The 15,573-nt window shown below is 37.3% G+C and carries 27 protein-coding genes; 25 read left to right on the forward strand and 2 right to left on the reverse strand.

Translation table 11 applies throughout. From position 1 onward, the window contains the following. Positions 1-2 precede the first annotated feature (2 nt). From rplP to LVD16_RS07145, 25 genes are all read left to right on the forward strand, one after another. Positions 3-425 (forward strand): 50S ribosomal protein L16, encoded by a 423-nt coding sequence (gene rplP, locus LVD16_RS07025; protein ID WP_233773213.1) that lies wholly within the window; start codon positions 3-5, stop codon positions 423-425. Between the two features lie 6 nt (positions 426-431). Next, positions 432-626 carry a 50S ribosomal protein L29 gene (gene rpmC, locus LVD16_RS07030; protein ID WP_233773214.1) on the forward strand — a complete coding sequence of 65 codons (195 nt, stop codon included), beginning with the start codon at positions 432-434 and terminating at the stop codon, positions 624-626. A 7-nt stretch (positions 627-633) separates the two neighbouring features. Next, a complete protein-coding gene (gene rpsQ / locus LVD16_RS07035) occupies positions 634-891 on the forward strand; it encodes a 30S ribosomal protein S17 (protein WP_233773215.1) in 258 nt (85 codons plus the stop codon). A 1-nt stretch (position 892) separates the two neighbouring features. Further along, positions 893-1,261 carry a 50S ribosomal protein L14 gene (gene rplN, locus LVD16_RS07040; RefSeq protein ID WP_233773216.1) on the forward strand — a complete coding sequence of 123 codons (369 nt, stop codon included), beginning with the start codon at positions 893-895 and terminating at the stop codon, positions 1,259-1,261. Between the two features lie 2 nt (positions 1,262-1,263). Further along, positions 1,264-1,605, forward strand: a complete 342-nt coding sequence (gene rplX, locus LVD16_RS07045) for a 50S ribosomal protein L24 (protein WP_233773217.1) — start codon at positions 1,264-1,266, stop codon at positions 1,603-1,605. Further along, on the forward strand, positions 1,605-2,156 hold the full coding sequence (gene rplE / locus LVD16_RS07050; RefSeq protein ID WP_233773218.1) for a 50S ribosomal protein L5: 552 nt from the start codon (positions 1,605-1,607) through the stop codon (positions 2,154-2,156). Before rplX ends, rplE begins: the two co-directional genes overlap by 1 nt. 6 nt (positions 2,157-2,162) lie before the next feature. Further along, positions 2,163-2,432, forward strand: a complete 270-nt coding sequence (gene rpsN, locus LVD16_RS07055) for a 30S ribosomal protein S14 (protein ID WP_233773219.1) — start codon at positions 2,163-2,165, stop codon at positions 2,430-2,432. 94 nt (positions 2,433-2,526) lie between these two features. Next, complete coding sequence (gene rpsH / locus LVD16_RS07060) at positions 2,527-2,925, forward strand: 30S ribosomal protein S8 (RefSeq protein ID WP_233773220.1); 399 nt, start codon at positions 2,527-2,529, stop codon at positions 2,923-2,925. A 13-nt stretch (positions 2,926-2,938) separates the two neighbouring features. After that, a complete protein-coding gene (rplF, locus tag LVD16_RS07065) occupies positions 2,939-3,496 on the forward strand; it encodes a 50S ribosomal protein L6 (RefSeq protein WP_233773221.1) in 558 nt (185 codons plus the stop codon). Positions 3,497-3,504: 8 nt separating this feature from the next. After that, the gene (gene rplR, locus LVD16_RS07070) at positions 3,505-3,852 is read left to right on the forward strand and encodes a 50S ribosomal protein L18 (protein WP_233773222.1); all 348 of its coding nucleotides are present in this window, start codon (positions 3,505-3,507) and stop codon (positions 3,850-3,852) included. 6 nt (positions 3,853-3,858) lie between these two features. Then, positions 3,859-4,377: a 30S ribosomal protein S5 gene (rpsE, locus tag LVD16_RS07075; RefSeq protein WP_233773223.1), complete on the forward strand. Its 519-nt coding sequence runs from the start codon at positions 3,859-3,861 to the stop codon at positions 4,375-4,377. 5 nt (positions 4,378-4,382) lie between these two features. Next, positions 4,383-4,562 (forward strand): 50S ribosomal protein L30, encoded by a 180-nt coding sequence (rpmD, locus tag LVD16_RS07080; protein WP_233773224.1) that lies wholly within the window; start codon positions 4,383-4,385, stop codon positions 4,560-4,562. A gap of 11 nt (positions 4,563-4,573) precedes the next feature. Then, positions 4,574-5,020: a 50S ribosomal protein L15 gene (gene rplO / locus LVD16_RS07085; RefSeq protein WP_233773225.1), complete on the forward strand. Its 447-nt coding sequence runs from the start codon at positions 4,574-4,576 to the stop codon at positions 5,018-5,020. 2 nt (positions 5,021-5,022) lie between these two features. After that, the gene (gene secY / locus LVD16_RS07090) at positions 5,023-6,336 is read left to right on the forward strand and encodes a preprotein translocase subunit SecY (RefSeq protein ID WP_233773226.1); all 1,314 of its coding nucleotides are present in this window, start codon (positions 5,023-5,025) and stop codon (positions 6,334-6,336) included. Positions 6,337-6,344: 8 nt separating this feature from the next. After that, positions 6,345-7,118, forward strand: a complete 774-nt coding sequence (gene map, locus LVD16_RS07095) for a type I methionyl aminopeptidase (RefSeq protein ID WP_233773227.1) — start codon at positions 6,345-6,347, stop codon at positions 7,116-7,118. Position 7,119: 1 nt separating this feature from the next. Beyond that, positions 7,120-7,338 (forward strand): translation initiation factor IF-1, encoded by a 219-nt coding sequence (gene infA, locus LVD16_RS07100; protein WP_202856030.1) that lies wholly within the window; start codon positions 7,120-7,122, stop codon positions 7,336-7,338. 5 nt (positions 7,339-7,343) lie between these two features. Further along, entirely contained in the window at positions 7,344-7,460 is a 117-nt protein-coding gene (gene ykgO, locus LVD16_RS07105; protein WP_002695078.1) for a type B 50S ribosomal protein L36, read from the forward strand. Positions 7,461-7,463: 3 nt separating this feature from the next. Then, entirely contained in the window at positions 7,464-7,841 is a 378-nt protein-coding gene (gene rpsM / locus LVD16_RS07110; protein WP_233773228.1) for a 30S ribosomal protein S13, read from the forward strand. Between the two features lie 44 nt (positions 7,842-7,885). Beyond that, the gene (rpsK, locus tag LVD16_RS07115) at positions 7,886-8,278 is read left to right on the forward strand and encodes a 30S ribosomal protein S11 (RefSeq protein ID WP_233773229.1); all 393 of its coding nucleotides are present in this window, start codon (positions 7,886-7,888) and stop codon (positions 8,276-8,278) included. 24 nt (positions 8,279-8,302) lie between these two features. Continuing rightward, entirely contained in the window at positions 8,303-8,908 is a 606-nt protein-coding gene (rpsD, locus tag LVD16_RS07120) for a 30S ribosomal protein S4 (protein WP_233773230.1), read from the forward strand. Positions 8,909-8,979: 71 nt separating this feature from the next. Next, complete coding sequence (locus tag LVD16_RS07125; RefSeq protein ID WP_233773231.1) at positions 8,980-9,969, forward strand: DNA-directed RNA polymerase subunit alpha; 990 nt, start codon at positions 8,980-8,982, stop codon at positions 9,967-9,969. 5 nt (positions 9,970-9,974) lie between these two features. Beyond that, positions 9,975-10,529, forward strand: coding sequence for a 50S ribosomal protein L17 (rplQ, locus tag LVD16_RS07130; protein ID WP_233773232.1), 555 nt, complete (start codon positions 9,975-9,977; stop codon positions 10,527-10,529). 97 nt (positions 10,530-10,626) lie between these two features. Next, positions 10,627-11,730 (forward strand): glutamine-hydrolyzing carbamoyl-phosphate synthase small subunit, encoded by a 1,104-nt coding sequence (gene carA / locus LVD16_RS07135; protein ID WP_233773233.1) that lies wholly within the window; start codon positions 10,627-10,629, stop codon positions 11,728-11,730. Positions 11,731-11,757: 27 nt separating this feature from the next. Continuing rightward, a complete protein-coding gene (gene eno, locus LVD16_RS07140) occupies positions 11,758-13,041 on the forward strand; it encodes a phosphopyruvate hydratase (RefSeq protein ID WP_233773234.1) in 1,284 nt (427 codons plus the stop codon). A 78-nt stretch (positions 13,042-13,119) separates the two neighbouring features. Continuing rightward, complete coding sequence (locus tag LVD16_RS07145; protein WP_233773235.1) at positions 13,120-13,404, forward strand: FtsB family cell division protein; 285 nt, start codon at positions 13,120-13,122, stop codon at positions 13,402-13,404. Positions 13,405-13,410: 6 nt separating this feature from the next. Here the strand turns inward: LVD16_RS07145 and LVD16_RS07150 are convergent, their stop codons facing one another. Continuing rightward, the gene (locus tag LVD16_RS07150) at positions 13,411-14,490 is read right to left on the reverse strand and encodes an Ldh family oxidoreductase (protein WP_233773236.1); all 1,080 of its coding nucleotides are present in this window, start codon (positions 14,488-14,490) and stop codon (positions 13,411-13,413) included. Positions 14,491-14,547: 57 nt separating this feature from the next. Further along, positions 14,548-15,462 carry a Ppx/GppA phosphatase family protein gene (locus LVD16_RS07155; protein WP_233773237.1) on the reverse strand — a complete coding sequence of 305 codons (915 nt, stop codon included), beginning with the start codon at positions 15,460-15,462 and terminating at the stop codon, positions 14,548-14,550. Positions 15,463-15,573 lie beyond the last annotated feature (111 nt).

Here is a 15,573-nt window from a genome sequence, read left to right on the forward strand (position 1 = left end):
TTATGTTACAGCCAAAGAGAGTTAAATTCAGGAAAAAACAAAAGGGTAGAATCAAAGGAATTGCCCAAAGAGGTCATAGAATAGCTTTCGGTGCTTTTGCAATAAAGGCATTAGAACCAGGATGGATTACTTCTAGACAAATAGAGGCCGCTAGGATCGCTATGACTAGAGCAATGAAACGTGAAGGTCAAGTTTGGATTCGAATTTTTCCTGACAAGCCTGTAACCAAGAAGCCTGCAGAAGTAAGGATGGGTAAAGGTAAAGGTGCTCCTGAGTATTGGGTAGCTATTGTTAAACCAGGAACTATCCTTTTCGAAGCTGGTGGTGTAAAGAAAGAACTAGCGCAAGAGGCACTAAGATTAGCGCAGCAAAAGCTTCCAATTAAAACTAAATTTTCGGTACGCAGAGATTACGTAGAATCATAAAATATCATGAAGAATTCAGAGATTAGAGCACTAAGTATAGAGGAGCTAAATCAGAAGTTGGCTGGAGAGGAAGAGGCGTACAGAAAAATGAAATTTGCTCATGCTATATCGCCTATAGAAAATCCTATGAAAATACAGGAAACACGTAGGTTGATTGCCAGATTAAAGACTGAAATTACGGCTAAAAAACTTGCTAAATAATATTTAAATGGAGTCTAGAAAATTAAGAAAAGAAAGAATAGGGCAGGTTGTAAGTAATAAGATGGAGAAGTCTATCACCGTTGCAGTACAACGTAAAGAAAAGCACCCTATTTACGGTAAGTTTGTGAATAAAACTACCAAATTCACGGCTCATGACGAAAAGAACGAATGTGGCATTGGCGACACTGTTCGTATAATGGAAACTCGTCCTTTGAGTAAAAATAAAAGGTGGAGATTAGTTGAAATCATAGAAAAGGCTAAATAAGATGATACAGCAAGAGTCTAGATTAAATGTTGCAGATAATAGCGGAGCAAAAGAAGTTCTTTGTATCCGTGTTTTAGGAGGAACTGGCAAAAAATATGCTTCAGTGGGTGACAAAATTGTTGTATCAGTGAAGGCTGCACTTTCTTCCAGTAACCTGAAAAAGGGAACAGTGTCAAAAGCGGTGATCGTTAGAACTAAGAAAGAAATAAGAAGAAAAGATGGTTCTTATATTCGTTTCGAAGAGAATGCTGCCGTATTATTGACCGCAAACGACGAACCAAGAGGAACTCGTATTTTTGGACCTGTGGCTAGAGAATTACGTGAAAAACAATTCATGAAAATAGTTTCACTAGCACCTGAAGTTTTATAATCATGGAAAGAGCGAAAAATAAACAAGGTAAACTACACATTCGTAAAGGGGATAAAGTAAAAGTTATCTCTGGTAACTCTAAGGGTAAAGACGGTGTGGTGTTAGAAGTAATTACCTCTAAGCAAAGAGCTATTGTAGAAGGATTAAACATGGTAACTAAGCATGTTAAACCTTCCGCTACTAATCCTGAAGGAGGTATTGAAAAGAAAGAAGCAGCTATACACATTAGTAATCTTATGCTAGTAGATCCTGCTACTGGTGATGCAGTAAGAACAGGTCGTAAGCAAGACGATAATGGTAAGCTACAAAGATATTCTAAGAAAACTGGAGACTTTATAAAATAATGGCTAATCCAAGATTAAAAGATAAATACCAGAAGGAAATCGTTCCTGCATTAAAGGATAAATTCCAATACAAGAGTATTATGCAGGTTCCTAAGGTTGTAAAGGTTTGTATAAACAAAGGTATAGGAGCTGCTGTAGCTGACAAAAAGCTTGTTGATGTAGGTATAGAAGAGCTAACAACTATTTCTGGACAGAAAGCAGTTGCTACGAAATCTAAGAAATCTATCTCAAACTTTAAGTTAAGAGATGGTATGCCTATCGGTGCTAGAGTTACTCTAAGAGGAGATAAGATGTACGAATTTATGGATCGTCTTATGGCTATTGCACTTCCACGTGTAAGAGACTTTAGAGGTATTAGTGATAAAGGTTTCGATGGTAGAGGTAACTATACATTAGGGGTTAAAGAACAAATCATTTTCCCTGAAATCAGTATAGAGAAAGTTAACAAAATCAGTGGTATGGATATCACTTTTGTAACTACTGCAGAAACTGATGAAGAAAGTTATGAATTGCTAAAGGCATTCGGTATGCCATTCGCAAATAAAAACTAATATATTATGGCAAGAAAAGCTGTTATAGCAAGAGAAAGAAAAAGAGAAAAATTAGTAGCTAAATTTGCTGCTAAAAGAAAAGCTCTTAAAGAAGCTGGAGATTATGATGCACTAGATAAACTACCTAGAAACGCATCTCCTGTAAGACTTCATAACCGTTGTAAATTAACGGGAAGACCTAAAGGTTACATGAGAAAATTCGGAATCTCAAGGGTAACATTTAGAGAAATGGCTTCTGAAGGGAAAATACCAGGTGTTACTAAGGCGAGTTGGTAAAAAATTCTCTTTTATTTTTATTCAAGAAAATAGTTCTGTATCTTTGCAGGCCTGTTTAGGCAGGGTTGCAATTATACCTTAGATAAAGAAGATAATGACAGATCCAATAGCAGATTATTTAACCAGGCTTAGAAATGCAATCAAAGCCCGTCACAGAATAGTTGATATTCCTGCTTCTAATATTAAGAAGGAAATGACGAAAGTGTTGCATGAGAAAGGATATATCCTGAATTATAAGTTTGAAGAGACCGAGAATCATCAAGGTAACATCAAAATTGCTTTAAAATATAATTCAGAGAATAAAAAGCCTGCTATTTACCACTTGGAAAGGGTAAGTAAACCTGGATTAAGAAAATATACTCAGGCGGATACATTGCCAAGAGTATTAAATGGTTTAGGTGTTGCAATTTTATCCACTTCTAAAGGTGTGCTTACTGATAAAGAAGCAAGAGACCTTAATATAGGTGGTGAAGTATTGTGTTACGTATATTAATTATTAAAATATAATGTCAAGAATAGGGAAAAAACCGATCAAACTTGTTGATGGTGTTACTTACAAGTACGATACTGAAGCAGGAATTATTTCTGTGAAGGGACCAAAAGGCGAGTTAAAGCAAGAAATTGATCCTTCCTTCAAATTGGTTGAAAATGAAGGCGAGTTGGTTCTGGACAGGCCTACTGAGCAGAAGAGACATAAAGCGATGCATGGCTTATACAGATCTTTGATCCATAATATGTTCGAAGGTGTAAGTCAAGGTTACACAAAGAAATTGGAGTTAGTTGGGGTTGGATATAAGGCAACCGCACAGAATAATGTCTTAGAATTGAGTCTTGGATATTCTCATAATATATTCCTTGCTATTCCTTCTGAACTGTCTGTTACAGCTGAAACGGAAAAGGGTAAAAACCCTGTAGTAACTCTAGAGGGATATGATAAACAACTCATTGGTCAGGTTGCTGCTAAAATTAAGTCACTTAGACCTGTTGAGCCTTACAAAGGCAAAGGTGTTAGGTTTGTTGGTGAAGTTGTTAGACGTAAAGCTGGTAAGCAGGCTGCTAAATAATAAGGGATATGGCATTTAATAAATATAAAAGAAGACTTAGAATTAAGAAGGGTATCAGAAGCAAAATTTCTGGTACTGCTGATAAGCCAAGATTGTCTGTGTTTAAGAGTAATAAAGGTATTTATGCTCAACTAATAGACGATACTAAAGGACATACATTACTTGCTAGTTCTTCAAAAGAATTAGAAAACGAAGGTTTGAACGTTGACGTTTCTAAGAATGTTGGTCTTAAGCTTGCAGAAAAAGCAAAAGCTGGCGGTATAGAAAAAATTGTATTTGATCGTAGTGGTTACCTTTACCATGGCAGAATTAAAGCCTTAGCTGAAGGAGCCCGAGAAGGAGGTCTAAAATTTTAAAGCGATATGTCTCAGAATAATATAAGATCAGTAAAAGCTAGTGAAATAGACCTTAAAGAAAAGGTTGTTGCCATTAAGAGGGTAGCTAAAGTTGTAAAAGGTGGTAGAAGATTCAGCTTTTCAGCAATTGTAGTTGTAGGAAATGGTAACGGAGTGGTAGGTTATGGCCTTGGTAAAGCAAACGAGGTAACGGATGCTATCACAAAAGGAATTGATGATGCTAAGAAAAACTTAGTGCAGGTTCCTATCATTAAAGGTACTGTGCCTCACGAATCTATTGGTAAATTTGGTGGTGGTTTCGTTTTATTGAAGCCAGCTGCGCCAGGTACTGGAGTAATAGCCGGTGGTGCTATGCGTGCTGTATTAGAGAGTGCTGGAGTACATAACGTTCTTGCTAAGTCTAAAGGATCATCTAACCCTCACAACGCGGTAAAAGCAACATTCGATGCGCTTACTAACATGAGAGATCCATTATCAGTGGCTAAGGACAGAGGAGTTTCTTTATCAAAAGTATTTAACGGTTAATCAAGATGGCAAAAGTTAAAATATCTCAGGTAAGGAGTGCAATCGGAAGACCTGAAAGACAAAAGAGAACTATTAAAGCTTTAGGCTTAGGAAAGATTAGCAAGACTGTTGAAGTAGAACTTACTCCTCAGATTCAAGGTATGATCAATAAGGTAAGCCATTTAGTATCTGTAACAGAAATATAACCTACGAACAGATGAAATTGAATAATTTAACGCCTGCAAAAGGGTCAGTAAAGAATAAAAAGAGAATAGGACGTGGTCAAGGATCTGGTAAAGGTGGTACTTCTACCAGAGGTCACAAAGGTGCGAAGTCACGTTCTGGTTATTCTTCTAAATTAGGTTTCGAAGGTGGTCAGATGCCATTACAAAGAAGAGTACCTAAGTTTGGTTTCAGAAACCCTAACAGAGTAGAATATAAAGCAATCAACCTGGACACAGTTCAGTCATTAATCGAATCTGCTAAATTGGAAAGGGTTAATTTAGAAGCTTTAATTGCTCATGGTTTAATGGGAAAAAATGATAAAGTAAAAATATTGGGTAGAGGCGAACTTAAGTCTAAAGTAGACGTAGAAGCTCACGCTTTCTCATCTTCTGCTGTAAAGTCTATTGAAGCAGCCGGTGGTAAAGCTACTCAACTGTAATTATGAAAAAGTTTATCACTACTATACGTAATATATTTTCAATAGAAGATCTTAGAGTAAGAATTCTGAACACTATCGGTTTCCTGATAGTATTTAGACTAGGATCTTATATTGTTCTTCCTGGTGTGGACCCAGACCAATTAGGTGCGGGTGCTCAAGGTGGTATATTTGATTTGCTTAATACCTTTTTAGGAGGTTCTTTTAAGAGAGCTTCCATTTTTGCCTTAGGTATTATGCCTTACATATCAGCTTCTATCGTTATACAGCTTTTGACTGTAGCGGTACCATACTTCCAGAAATTGCAAAAAGAGGGTGAATCAGGTAGAAAGAAGTTAACACAGATTACTAGAGTTTTAACTATAGTTATAACATTAGCACAGTCTGCTGGATACTTAGCCACTACCATACCTGCTGAAGCAATATTATACTCACCATCATTCTTCCAGGTTACTTCTATGATCATATTAGTAGCAGGAACGATGTTTTGTATGTGGTTGGGAGAGAAGATTACGGACAAGGGTATTGGTAACGGTATTTCAATGTTAATAATGATCGGTATTATCTCAAGATTGCCAGGGTCTTTATTAAATGAGATGTTAGATAGAGGAATGAGCGGTGCTTTATTCTTTGTCTTAGAGATCGTTGCTTTATTCTTCGTAGTAGTTGGTGTTGTGGCTCTTACTCAGGCCACTAGAAGAATACCTATCCAATACGCTAAACAGGTTATTGGAAATAAGCTTTATGGAGGTAAAAGAGATTACATTCCGTTGAAAATTAATGCATCGGGTGTAATGCCTATCATTTTTGCTCAGGCATTGATGTTCATCCCTCCTTTAATTGCCGGTATTTGGAAGGAGAGTGAAGTAGGAGCTTACATTGGTTCTACCTTCTCTAACCCTTATTCATGGCAGTACAATTTGCTTTTCGGTATTTTAATTCTATTATTCACCTTCTTTTATACAGCTATCACAGTTAATCCTAACGATATTGCTGACAACCTTAAAAGAAATGGTGGGTTTATACCAGGAATTAAGCCAGGAAAGCAAACCTCAGAATTTATCGATGAAGTGTTAACTAGAATTACACTTCCTGGATCAATCTTCTTAGCTATTGTAGCTATCCTTCCTGCATTCGCTGTACAAGCGGGTGTAAGTTCTAACTTCTCTCAATTTTACGGTGGTACTTCTTTATTAATTATGGTAGGGGTAATATTAGACACCCTTCAGCAAATTGAAAGTTACCTTCTTATGAGACATTACGAAGGTATGATGAAGTCAGGCAAGGTAAAGGGTAGATCACAAACTGTAGCGGCTTAGTTTATAATATGATTTATTATAAGTCTAGGGAAGAGGTAGAGATAATAAAAGAAAGTGCCCAAATCTTGGGCAAGGCACATGGGGAAGTGGCTAAGGCGGTTAAACCAGGTGTAAAGACAATAGATTTAGATACTATTGCCGAGGAATATATAAGAGACAATGGTGGCGAGCCCTCTTTCAAGGGTTATAACGGTTTTCCATCTTCCTTATGTATTTCAGTAAATGAGAATGTGGTTCACGGTTTTCCTGGAAATTATGTTCTTAAAGAAGGCGATATAATTTCTATTGACTGTGGAGTCTTTTATAAAGGCTATCATAGTGACTCAGCTTATACTTATCCAATAGGTGAAGTAGATGTTGAGGTTAAGAAGTTGCTCACGGAGACAAAAGAGTCTTTGTACAAGGGCATTGAAAAAGCTGTTTTTGGAAATCGCATAGGTGATATAGCCTTTGCTATACAGGATCATGTGGAGCAGTTTGGTTATGGAGTTGTTAGAGAGCTTGTTGGTCATGGAGTAGGTAAATCACTTCATGAAGGTCCAGAAGTACCTAACTACGGTAAGAGAGGAAAGGGACCTAAGCTAAATGATGGGCTTGTAATAGCCATTGAGCCTATGGTGAACTTAGGCACTAGAAACATTGTTCAGGAGGCCGACGGTTGGACCATAAGAACAGCAGACAGAAGACCATCGGCGCATTATGAGCATACGGTGGCGATATTTAAAGAAGGAACTGAGGTCTTAACGACCCACAAGTATATAGAGGAAAATTATAAATTTTAATATGGCAAAACAGAAATCTATAGAGCAAGATGGTACTATTACCGAAGCACTTTCTAACGCAATGTTTAGAGTTGAGTTAGAAAATGGTCATGAAGTAATTGCCCATATCTCTGGAAAGATGAGGATGAACTATATTAAAATTTTACCGGGTGACAGAGTAAAGTTAGAAATGTCACCTTATGATTTAACAAAAGGACGAATTGTTTATCGATATAAATAAGAGACATGAAAGTTAAAGCGTCAGTAAAAAAGCGTAGCGCTGATTGTAAGATAATCAGAAGAAAAGGTAAGGTCTACGTTATCAACAAAAAGAATCCTAGGTTTAAACAAAGACAAGGCTAAGCTATGGCAAGAATTGCAGGAGTAGACATCCCAGATAACAAAAGAGGTGAAATCGCCCTTACTTATATCTTTGGTATAGGTAAAAGTACAGCTCAGAGAATTTTAACTGAAGCTGGCATTGATTGGGATAAAAAAGCACAAGATTGGACAGATGAGGAATCAACTGCCATCCGAAACATTATTAGTGAAAACTTTAAGGTAGAGGGTGTACTTAAATCTGAGGTTCAGATGAGTATTAAAAGACTTATGGACATTGGATGTTACAGAGGATTAAGACATAGAAAGAGTCTACCTGTAAGAGGTCAGAGAACCAAGAATAACTCTAGAACCAGAAAAGGTAAGAGAAAGACTGTGGCCAATAAGAAGAAGGCGACTAAATAGTAAATAAAGTTATAAGGTAGAGGACCGAATAACCAAATTAAAAAATGGCACAAAAAAGAAAAGATAAAGCAAAAAAGCGTGTAGTTGCTGTAGAGGCTATAGGCCAGGCACACATTAAGGCTTCTTTCAACAATATAATTATCTCTCTGACTAACACTACAGGACAGGTAATTTCTTGGGCTTCAGCTGGTAAAATGGGATTCAAAGGTTCTAAAAAGAACACTCCTTATGCTGCTCAAATGGCCGCTCAAGACTGTGCTCAAAAGGCATATGATCTTGGTCTAAGAAAAGTAGAGGTGTACGTAAAAGGACCTGGAGCTGGTAGAGAATCAGCTATCAGAACTATCCAGAATACTGGTATAGAGATCACTACAATTAAGGATGTAACTCCATTACCACACAATGGATGTAGACCTCCTAAAAGAAGAAGAGTTTAATAATACTAAAGATAACTATATATAATGGCAAGATATAGAGGTCCAAAGGCGAAAGTAGCCAGAAGATTCAACGAGCCTATTTTTGGCCCAAGTAAGGCGTTGCAAAAGAAGAGCTATCCTCCAGGTCAGCACGGACGTGGAAGAAGAAGAAAGCAGTCGGAATATGCTGTCCAGCTTATGGAGAAGCAGAAGGCCAAATATACATATGGTGTTCTAGAAAAGCAGTTCGCTAATCTATTCGACAAAGCTTCTAGAAAGTCTGGTATTACAGGTGAGATCTTATTACAGTTACTAGAATCTAGATTAGATAACACTGTATTTAGATTAGGCATAGCTCCTACAAGAAGAGCTGCTAGACAATTAGTATTACACAAGCACATCATCGTGAATGGAGAAATCGTTAATGTTCCTTCATTCCACGTAAAGCCAGGTGATACAGTAGGTGTTCGTGAGAGATCTAAATCTCTTGAGTCGATTACTGATAGCCTTGCTACGCACGGAGTAAAGAAATTCCCTTGGTTAGAGTGGGATGGAAGTGAAATGGTTGGTAAGTTGGTTACTTTACCACAGAGGGATGAGATTCCTGAAAACATCAACGAGCAGTTGATTGTAGAACTTTACTCTAAGTAATCTATAATTTAAAAATTATATTAGCCTTACTACTCAAAGTGGTAAGGCTATAACTATAAAAGCAATAACCTATGTCAATTTTAGCATTTCAAATGCCTGACAAAGTCGTAATGGAAAAAGCAGACGATTTCCACGGCTTGTTTACTTTTAAACCATTAGAAAAGGGATATGGTGTTACTATAGGTAACGCTTTAAGAAGAATATTACTTTCTTCTTTAGAAGGTCATGCAATCACTGGAATAAAAATACCAGGTGTATTACATGAGTTTTCTACTATCGAAGGCGTTGTTGAGGATGTTTCAGAAATTATTTTGAATCTTAAAATGGTAAGGTTCAAGAAAATAGGTGAGTCTTTTGATAACAAAATAACTGTTGCCATTAAAGGACAAAAGGAGTTCACTGCTGGTGATATCGCTAAGAGCACGTCTGCATTCGAAGTTCTTAATCCTGAATTGGTGATTTGTAACTTGGATGAGTCTGTGGATATTGAGGTAGAGCTTACTATTGACAAAGGTAGAGGCTATCTTCCAGCTGAAGAGAATAAACCTTCAGAGCAGGTATTTGGATTTATTCCAATTGATGCCATCTTCACTCCTATCAAAAATGTGAAGTATAGCATTGAAAATACTAGGGTAGAGCAAAAAACTGACTACGAGCAATTAGTATTAGATATAGAAACTGATGGTTCTATCCACCCTGAGAAAGCTTTGGAAGGAGCAGCTCATATACTTATTCAACACTTCATGTTATTCTCTGATAAGTCTATCGAGTTAGAGACTGATAAAGGTGGTGAAATAGAGCAGGTAGATGAGGAAATGCTTCATATGAGAAAGTTATTGAAGACTCCTCTTAATGACTTAGACCTTTCTGTTAGAGCATATAACTGCTTAAAAGCAGCTGATGTTAAGACATTAGGTGATCTTGTGAAGTTGGAGATTTCTGATATGATGAAATTTAGAAACTTCGGTAAGAAGTCGTTAGCTGAGCTTGAGCAATTGGTTCAAGATAAGAATCTAACTTTTGGAATGGATCTATCCAAGTATAAACTTGAAGAAGAATAATTAAAATGAGACACGGGAAAAAAATTAATCACTTAGGTAGAACAGCTCCTCATAGAAAGGCGATGCTTTCTAACATGGCTGCTTCTTTAATCATAAATAAAAGGATTACTACTACAGTTGCTAAAGCTAAAGCTTTGAGAAAGTATGTAGAGCCTTTGATCACTAGAGCAAAAGAAGATACTACTCATTCTAGAAGAATGGTTTTCTCTTACCTTAATGACAAACAATCTGTAAAGATGTTATTTGATGAGGTAGCTGAGAAAATAGCAAAAAGACCTGGAGGATATACTAGAATATTAAAGACTGGTAATCGTTTAGGGGATAATGCTGATATGTGTATCATCGAGCTAGTAGATTACAACGAGTTTCTTCTACAGGATGATAGCGCAGCTAAAACTAAAACTAGAAGAAGCAGAAGAGGCGGTAGCACTAAAGCAAAAGCTGAAGAAACAGTGGCTACTAAATCTGAAGAGACTGCACCGGCAGCCGAAACTAAAGAAGAGGCACCTAAGTCTGAAGATTCAACTTCTGAAGAATCAACCGATGAAAAAAAGGATTGATATTTCAACTCAAATTGAAAAAAGTTTATAAAAAAGAGGGGATTAGATTTATATCTAATCCCTTTTTTTATTTTTGTAATTCAAATTTCTAACATCAATGAAACTACAAAAACGAGAAAAAGCCTATTTACTTTTAGAGGATGGACTACTTTTAGAAGGTACCGCAATAGGTAAAAAGGGCACTCGAGGGGGTGAGATTTGCTTTAATACTGGAATGACTGGATACCAGGAAATTTACACCGACCCTTCTTACTATGGACAAATTATTGTAAATACTAATAGCCATATTGGTAATTACGGCACAATTGATAGTGAGCAAGAGTCTGACGCACCAAAAATCAGTGGTATCGTTGTAAATGATTACTCTTACATATATAGCAGAAAAACGGCCGGGGAGAGTCTTCAGGGTTATCTTGAGAAACATGAGGTAATTGGTATTGCTGATGTGGATACAAGGATGTTAGTAAGGCACCTTAGAAGTAAAGGAGCCATGAATGCCATTATATCTTCTGAGCTATCTGGGGATGATCTGAAGGCAGAGTTAGAAAAAGTGCCATCAATGGATGGTCTTGAGCTGTCATCTATTGTTAGTACCAAGGAACCGTATTTCGTTGGTGACGAATCTGCTCAGCACAGAGTAGCTGTATTGGACTTAGGTATTAAGACAAACATTTTAAGAAATTTGGCAGCGAGAGGTGTTTATTGTAAGGTGTTCCCTGCAAAAACTTCTTTTGAAGAGATGGAGAAATGGAATGGTGATGGCTACTTCATTTCTAACGGTCCTGGTGATCCGTCTGTTATGTCTTATGCTGTGGAAACAGTGAAGCAGATTTTAGATGCAAATAAACCCTTGTTTGGAATTTGCCTCGGTCATCAGATTATTGCTTTGGCCAATGGAATTTCTACTTATAAAATGCACCATGGTCATAGAGGGTTAAATCACCCTATTAAAAACTTGGTTACTGGGTTAAGTGAGATTACTTCACAGAACCACGGCTTTGCCATAAGCGAAAAGGATGTAGAGGCTTCTGATTTAGTGGAAGCGACTCATATCCATTTAAATGATAAAACCATAGCCGGAATTAAGGTGAAAAATAAGAATGCATTCTGTGTGCAGTATCACCCGGAATCTTCACCTGGTCCGCATGATTCAAGATATCTTTTTGATGATTTTATCAAGATGATAGCTGAAAACAAATAATAAATTCAAATTGAAAATTAATATACAATGAGTGTAATTGAAAGTATTCACGCAAGACAAATCCTCGATTCTAGAGGAAATCCTACCGTAGAGGTAGATGTTGTAACAGAAAATGGCATCCTAGGTAGGGCTGCTGTACCTTCTGGAGCTTCAACCGGAAAACACGAAGCCGTTGAATTAAGGGACGGTAACAAGAAGGTTTTCATGGGCAAAGGAGTATTGAAGGCTGTTGAGAATGTGAATTCAATCATAGCTGAAGAATTAGTAGGCTTCTCTGTGTTCGATCAGAATCTTTTAGACAAAATCATGCTTGAGGCAGATGGTACTGATAACAAAGCGAAGTTAGGTGCTAATGCTATTTTAGGAGCGTCTTTGGCTATTGCTAAAGCTGCGGCTAAGGAGTCTGGTCAGTCATTGTATAGATATATTGGAGGTGTTAATGCTAACACTCTTCCTGTACCTATGATGAACATCCTTAACGGTGGTAGTCATGCCGATAATGCAATTGACTTTCAGGAATTCATGGTTATGCCTGTGAAAGCTGATACTTTCTCAGAAGCATTACGTATGGGAACTGAAGTATTCCATAACCTTAAAAAAGTATTGTCTGACAAAGGTCTTTCTACAAACGTAGGTGACGAAGGTGGATTTGCACCAAATATCGGTTCTAACGAAGAGGCTATCGAAGTTGTACTTCAGGCTATTGAGAAGGCTGGTTATAAGCCTGGTGAGGATATGTTTATCGCTATGGATGCCGCTTCTTCTGAATTCTATGATAGTAAGAAAAAAGTTTATGACTTCGCTTCTACTGGAAAGCAGCTTACTTCTGACGAGATGGTTGAATACTGGGCTAATTGGGTAGATAAATATCCAATCATTTCCCTGGAAGATGCTATGGAAGAAGATGATTGGTCTGGATGGAAAAAACTTACTGAAAAGGCTGGTCATAAAGTACAGTTAGTAGGTGATGATCTTTTTGTAACTAACGTTAAGAGACTTCAGGATGGTATCTCTCAGGGAGTTGCAAACTCTATCTTAATAAAAGTTAACCAGATTGGATCTTTAACTGAGACTATCAATACTGTAAACCTAGCTACAAGAAGTAAATATACTAGCGTAATGTCTCACAGATCTGGTGAAACAGAAGATAGCACTATCGCAGATCTTGCAGTGGCATTAAATACAGGACAAATTAAAACTGGTTCAGCTTCACGTTCTGATAGAATGGCTAAATACAATCAGCTATTAAGAATTGAAGAGGAGCTTGGTGAAACAGCTTATTTCCCTGGAATTAAAGCTTTCAATAAGTAATTATAAAAGCCCCAGATTTCTGGGGCTTCTTTTTCTTCTTATTTTTTGATAACTTAAGAAAACTGATTTTTTCAATACATGAAATTGCCAAAATTCACAAAGAACTTTTATTTCATATTCAGCTTTTTCTTTCTGATATGGATGCTTTTTATTGATGCTAACGACTTAATCACTCAGTTTCAATTAAAGCAACAGAAAGACGATCTTGAGGATGAAAAGTCTTACTATCTAGAGAAGATTGAGGATGTGAAGAAAGACAGGCAAGAGCTTTTAAGTAATGATAAATTACTTGAAAAGTTTGCCCGTGAAAAGTATTTCATGAAAAAAGAATCTGAAGATCTATTTGTTATTGTAGAAGAGTAAGTCTTCTTACAATAAATCCAAATCAAATTTTCCTGCCACTTCATTTAAGTCCTGCACTACCTTCGGATTTAATGGTATACCAGAGATAACTCTCTCTCTCTCAGCTTCTCTTTCCGGATCTCCTGGTATCAATACCTTCTTGCCTGGCACTGCTTTCGTATTTCTAAATCTTTGAATCCAATTATCCATGTGTTCTTTGAATTCATCGGCAGGCCTGAAAGCATCTATCCTCATTGCACCTAGAAAATGACCAAGCCCTTCACCCACTGGATCTTTGGCTAGTGGAAGAAAGCTTACAAATGGTGGAGCCCATGGGCCGTAGTTAGCACCTGAGAAAACGGCAGAGAAGATATCTACTATAGAGCCCAAAGCGTATCCCTTATGACTGCCATGTTCTCTATCACTACCGAGTGGAAGTAAAGCACCTCCATCTTTAAGCTCAAATGGATTGGTAGATGTTTCGCCATCTCTATTTTGGATCCAGCCTTCCGGAGCATCTTTTTCCTGTCTTTGTAATATTTCAAGCTTGCCATTGGCCGCTGTGGTTGTGGCCATATCTGCTACAAATAATGGTTGGTCTTTAGTAGGAATGGCCACAGCAATAGGATTTGTACCTAACATTCTCTCTGTAGCAAAAGTTGGAGCAACCAAAGGGCTGGCATTAGTCATAGCCATACCCACCATATCCTTTTCAGCGGCTAACATGGCATGATACCCAGCTATTCCAAAATGATTGGAATTCTTGACACTAACCCATCCTGTTCCCACATTTTTAGCTTTCTCCATGGCAATTTCCATAGCTTTTATGGCTATGACAAGCCCTAGTCCCCTATCTCCGTCAATAACTGCGGTGCTGGGGGTTTCATGTAGAATTTTTACATTTGGCGTAGCATTGATTCTTCCAGCTTCCCATAATCTAACATAACCCGTTAATCGAGCTACTCCATGAGAATCTATACCGCGAAGATCCGCCTTTATCAAAACATCAGTAGCTTGCTCTGCTTCATCATTAGGACAACCCATTTTCAAGAAAACGGATTTTGTAAATGCTCTTAGCTTATTTTCAGGGTATGTTATGTTCTCCATAGGTGGCAAATTTATATTATATATGTTCTAACATAAAATTGTGCAGGTTAAAAATGCCTATAAAGAATGAAGTACTCCTTCTTTCAATGAGTAGGTGGAGACTTTTATAGCATTGAAAAAATGCTGTTTTAATAACCAATGAATGATGCTGCTTGCTACCACAATCATATCTACGCGCATTTCGATCATGCCTGGAATAGCCATTCTGCCATCACGGTCATTAGTAATGATCTTGTTGTGAATGTGCTCATAAGCCTCGAGGGTGAGAGGTAATTCACTATCAGTATCGTTAAAACTAAGGTTGAATTGATGGCAATATATCTCACTTAATGTATCAAATGTTCCCGAAGAGCCAATCATGTCAACAGGTTGAAAATGTTTGATCTTCTCAATAAGAGGAGTTAGTTGTTGGCCTAAATATTCTTCCAGCTTCGCAAGTTCATCTTTAGTTATTGGATCATGATGATGAAACTGGTCTAAAAGCCTTTGAGCTCCTATCTCAAAACTTTGTTTCCATAAAACTTCATTTTCATTGCCAATGATAAATTCTATACTTCCACCTCCTATATCAATAATGAGTACTGGGGATGAACCAAGTGTCACAGCATTCTTTACTCCATTGTAGATGTACTGGGCTTCGGTGTCACCACTTATTATATCTACAGAAATGCCGGTATTTTCCTTTATATGGCTCACTACTTCTTTTGAATTGTTAGCATTTCTAAATGCACTTGTCGCAAAAGCATATACTTCATCTACCTTGTGTTTTTTAATAGTTTCTGCGAAAGATGATAACACTTTTGTTGCTCTATCCAGGCCTTCTTGAGTAATCATACCATGACTAATTCCTCCTTTCCCAATTCTTACAGGAGTTTTGATGGAGTATGTTATTTTAAAACCACTATCCTCCAGCTCAGCTATTAACAAATGAAATGTATTGGTACCACAGTCTATGATGGCTACTTTCCTCATAATTCTAATTTTTTCTGAATTTAGAGAATGTCTATAATCCCAGCAGCCACATGTGGAAAATATATTCGAATCGGGTGATTGCTAGTCAATTTCTTTATATTTGATTATACA

The organism is Fulvivirga ligni (genome assembly GCF_021389935.1).
Lineage (GTDB): Bacteria > Bacteroidota > Bacteroidia > Cytophagales > Cyclobacteriaceae > Fulvivirga > Fulvivirga ligni.

Excerpts from the sequence above, each read along its gene's own strand:
- rplN (WP_233773216.1), top strand. The coding sequence starts at position 893 with ATGATACAGCAAGAGTCTAGATTAAATGTTGCAGATAATAGCGGAGCA.
- rpsD (WP_233773230.1), top strand. The coding sequence starts at position 8,303 with ATGGCAAGATATAGAGGTCCAAAGGCGAAAGTAGCCAGAAGATTCAAC.
- rplE (WP_233773218.1), top strand. The coding sequence starts at position 1,605 with ATGGCTAATCCAAGATTAAAAGATAAATACCAGAAGGAAATCGTTCCT.
- rplQ (WP_233773232.1), top strand. The coding sequence starts at position 9,975 with ATGAGACACGGGAAAAAAATTAATCACTTAGGTAGAACAGCTCCTCAT.
- infA (WP_202856030.1), top strand. The coding sequence starts at position 7,120 with ATGGCAAAACAGAAATCTATAGAGCAAGATGGTACTATTACCGAAGCA.
- rplO (WP_233773225.1), top strand. The coding sequence starts at position 4,574 with ATGAAATTGAATAATTTAACGCCTGCAAAAGGGTCAGTAAAGAATAAA.
- rpsH (WP_233773220.1), top strand. The coding sequence starts at position 2,527 with ATGACAGATCCAATAGCAGATTATTTAACCAGGCTTAGAAATGCAATC.
- rpsK (WP_233773229.1), top strand. The coding sequence starts at position 7,886 with ATGGCACAAAAAAGAAAAGATAAAGCAAAAAAGCGTGTAGTTGCTGTA.
- LVD16_RS07155 (WP_233773237.1), bottom strand. The coding sequence starts at position 15,462 with ATGAGGAAAGTAGCCATCATAGACTGTGGTACCAATACATTTCATTTG.
- rplR (WP_233773222.1), top strand. The coding sequence starts at position 3,505 with ATGGCATTTAATAAATATAAAAGAAGACTTAGAATTAAGAAGGGTATC.
- rpsE (WP_233773223.1), top strand. The coding sequence starts at position 3,859 with ATGTCTCAGAATAATATAAGATCAGTAAAAGCTAGTGAAATAGACCTT.
- LVD16_RS07125 (WP_233773231.1), top strand. The coding sequence starts at position 8,980 with ATGTCAATTTTAGCATTTCAAATGCCTGACAAAGTCGTAATGGAAAAA.
- rplF (WP_233773221.1), top strand. The coding sequence starts at position 2,939 with ATGTCAAGAATAGGGAAAAAACCGATCAAACTTGTTGATGGTGTTACT.
- rplX (WP_233773217.1), top strand. The coding sequence starts at position 1,264 with ATGGAAAGAGCGAAAAATAAACAAGGTAAACTACACATTCGTAAAGGG.
- map (WP_233773227.1), top strand. The coding sequence starts at position 6,345 with ATGATTTATTATAAGTCTAGGGAAGAGGTAGAGATAATAAAAGAAAGT.
- ykgO (WP_002695078.1), top strand. The coding sequence starts at position 7,344 with ATGAAAGTTAAAGCGTCAGTAAAAAAGCGTAGCGCTGATTGTAAGATA.
- rpsM (WP_233773228.1), top strand. The coding sequence starts at position 7,464 with ATGGCAAGAATTGCAGGAGTAGACATCCCAGATAACAAAAGAGGTGAA.
- rpsQ (WP_233773215.1), top strand. The coding sequence starts at position 634 with ATGGAGTCTAGAAAATTAAGAAAAGAAAGAATAGGGCAGGTTGTAAGT.
- rplP (WP_233773213.1), top strand. The coding sequence starts at position 3 with ATGTTACAGCCAAAGAGAGTTAAATTCAGGAAAAAACAAAAGGGTAGA.
- rpmC (WP_233773214.1), top strand. The coding sequence starts at position 432 with ATGAAGAATTCAGAGATTAGAGCACTAAGTATAGAGGAGCTAAATCAG.
- rpsN (WP_233773219.1), top strand. The coding sequence starts at position 2,163 with ATGGCAAGAAAAGCTGTTATAGCAAGAGAAAGAAAAAGAGAAAAATTA.
- carA (WP_233773233.1), top strand. The coding sequence starts at position 10,627 with ATGAAACTACAAAAACGAGAAAAAGCCTATTTACTTTTAGAGGATGGA.
- LVD16_RS07145 (WP_233773235.1), top strand. The coding sequence starts at position 13,120 with ATGAAATTGCCAAAATTCACAAAGAACTTTTATTTCATATTCAGCTTT.
- secY (WP_233773226.1), top strand. The coding sequence starts at position 5,023 with ATGAAAAAGTTTATCACTACTATACGTAATATATTTTCAATAGAAGAT.
- LVD16_RS07150 (WP_233773236.1), bottom strand. The coding sequence starts at position 14,490 with ATGGAGAACATAACATACCCTGAAAATAAGCTAAGAGCATTTACAAAA.
- rpmD (WP_233773224.1), top strand. The coding sequence starts at position 4,383 with ATGGCAAAAGTTAAAATATCTCAGGTAAGGAGTGCAATCGGAAGACCT.
- eno (WP_233773234.1), top strand. The coding sequence starts at position 11,758 with ATGAGTGTAATTGAAAGTATTCACGCAAGACAAATCCTCGATTCTAGA.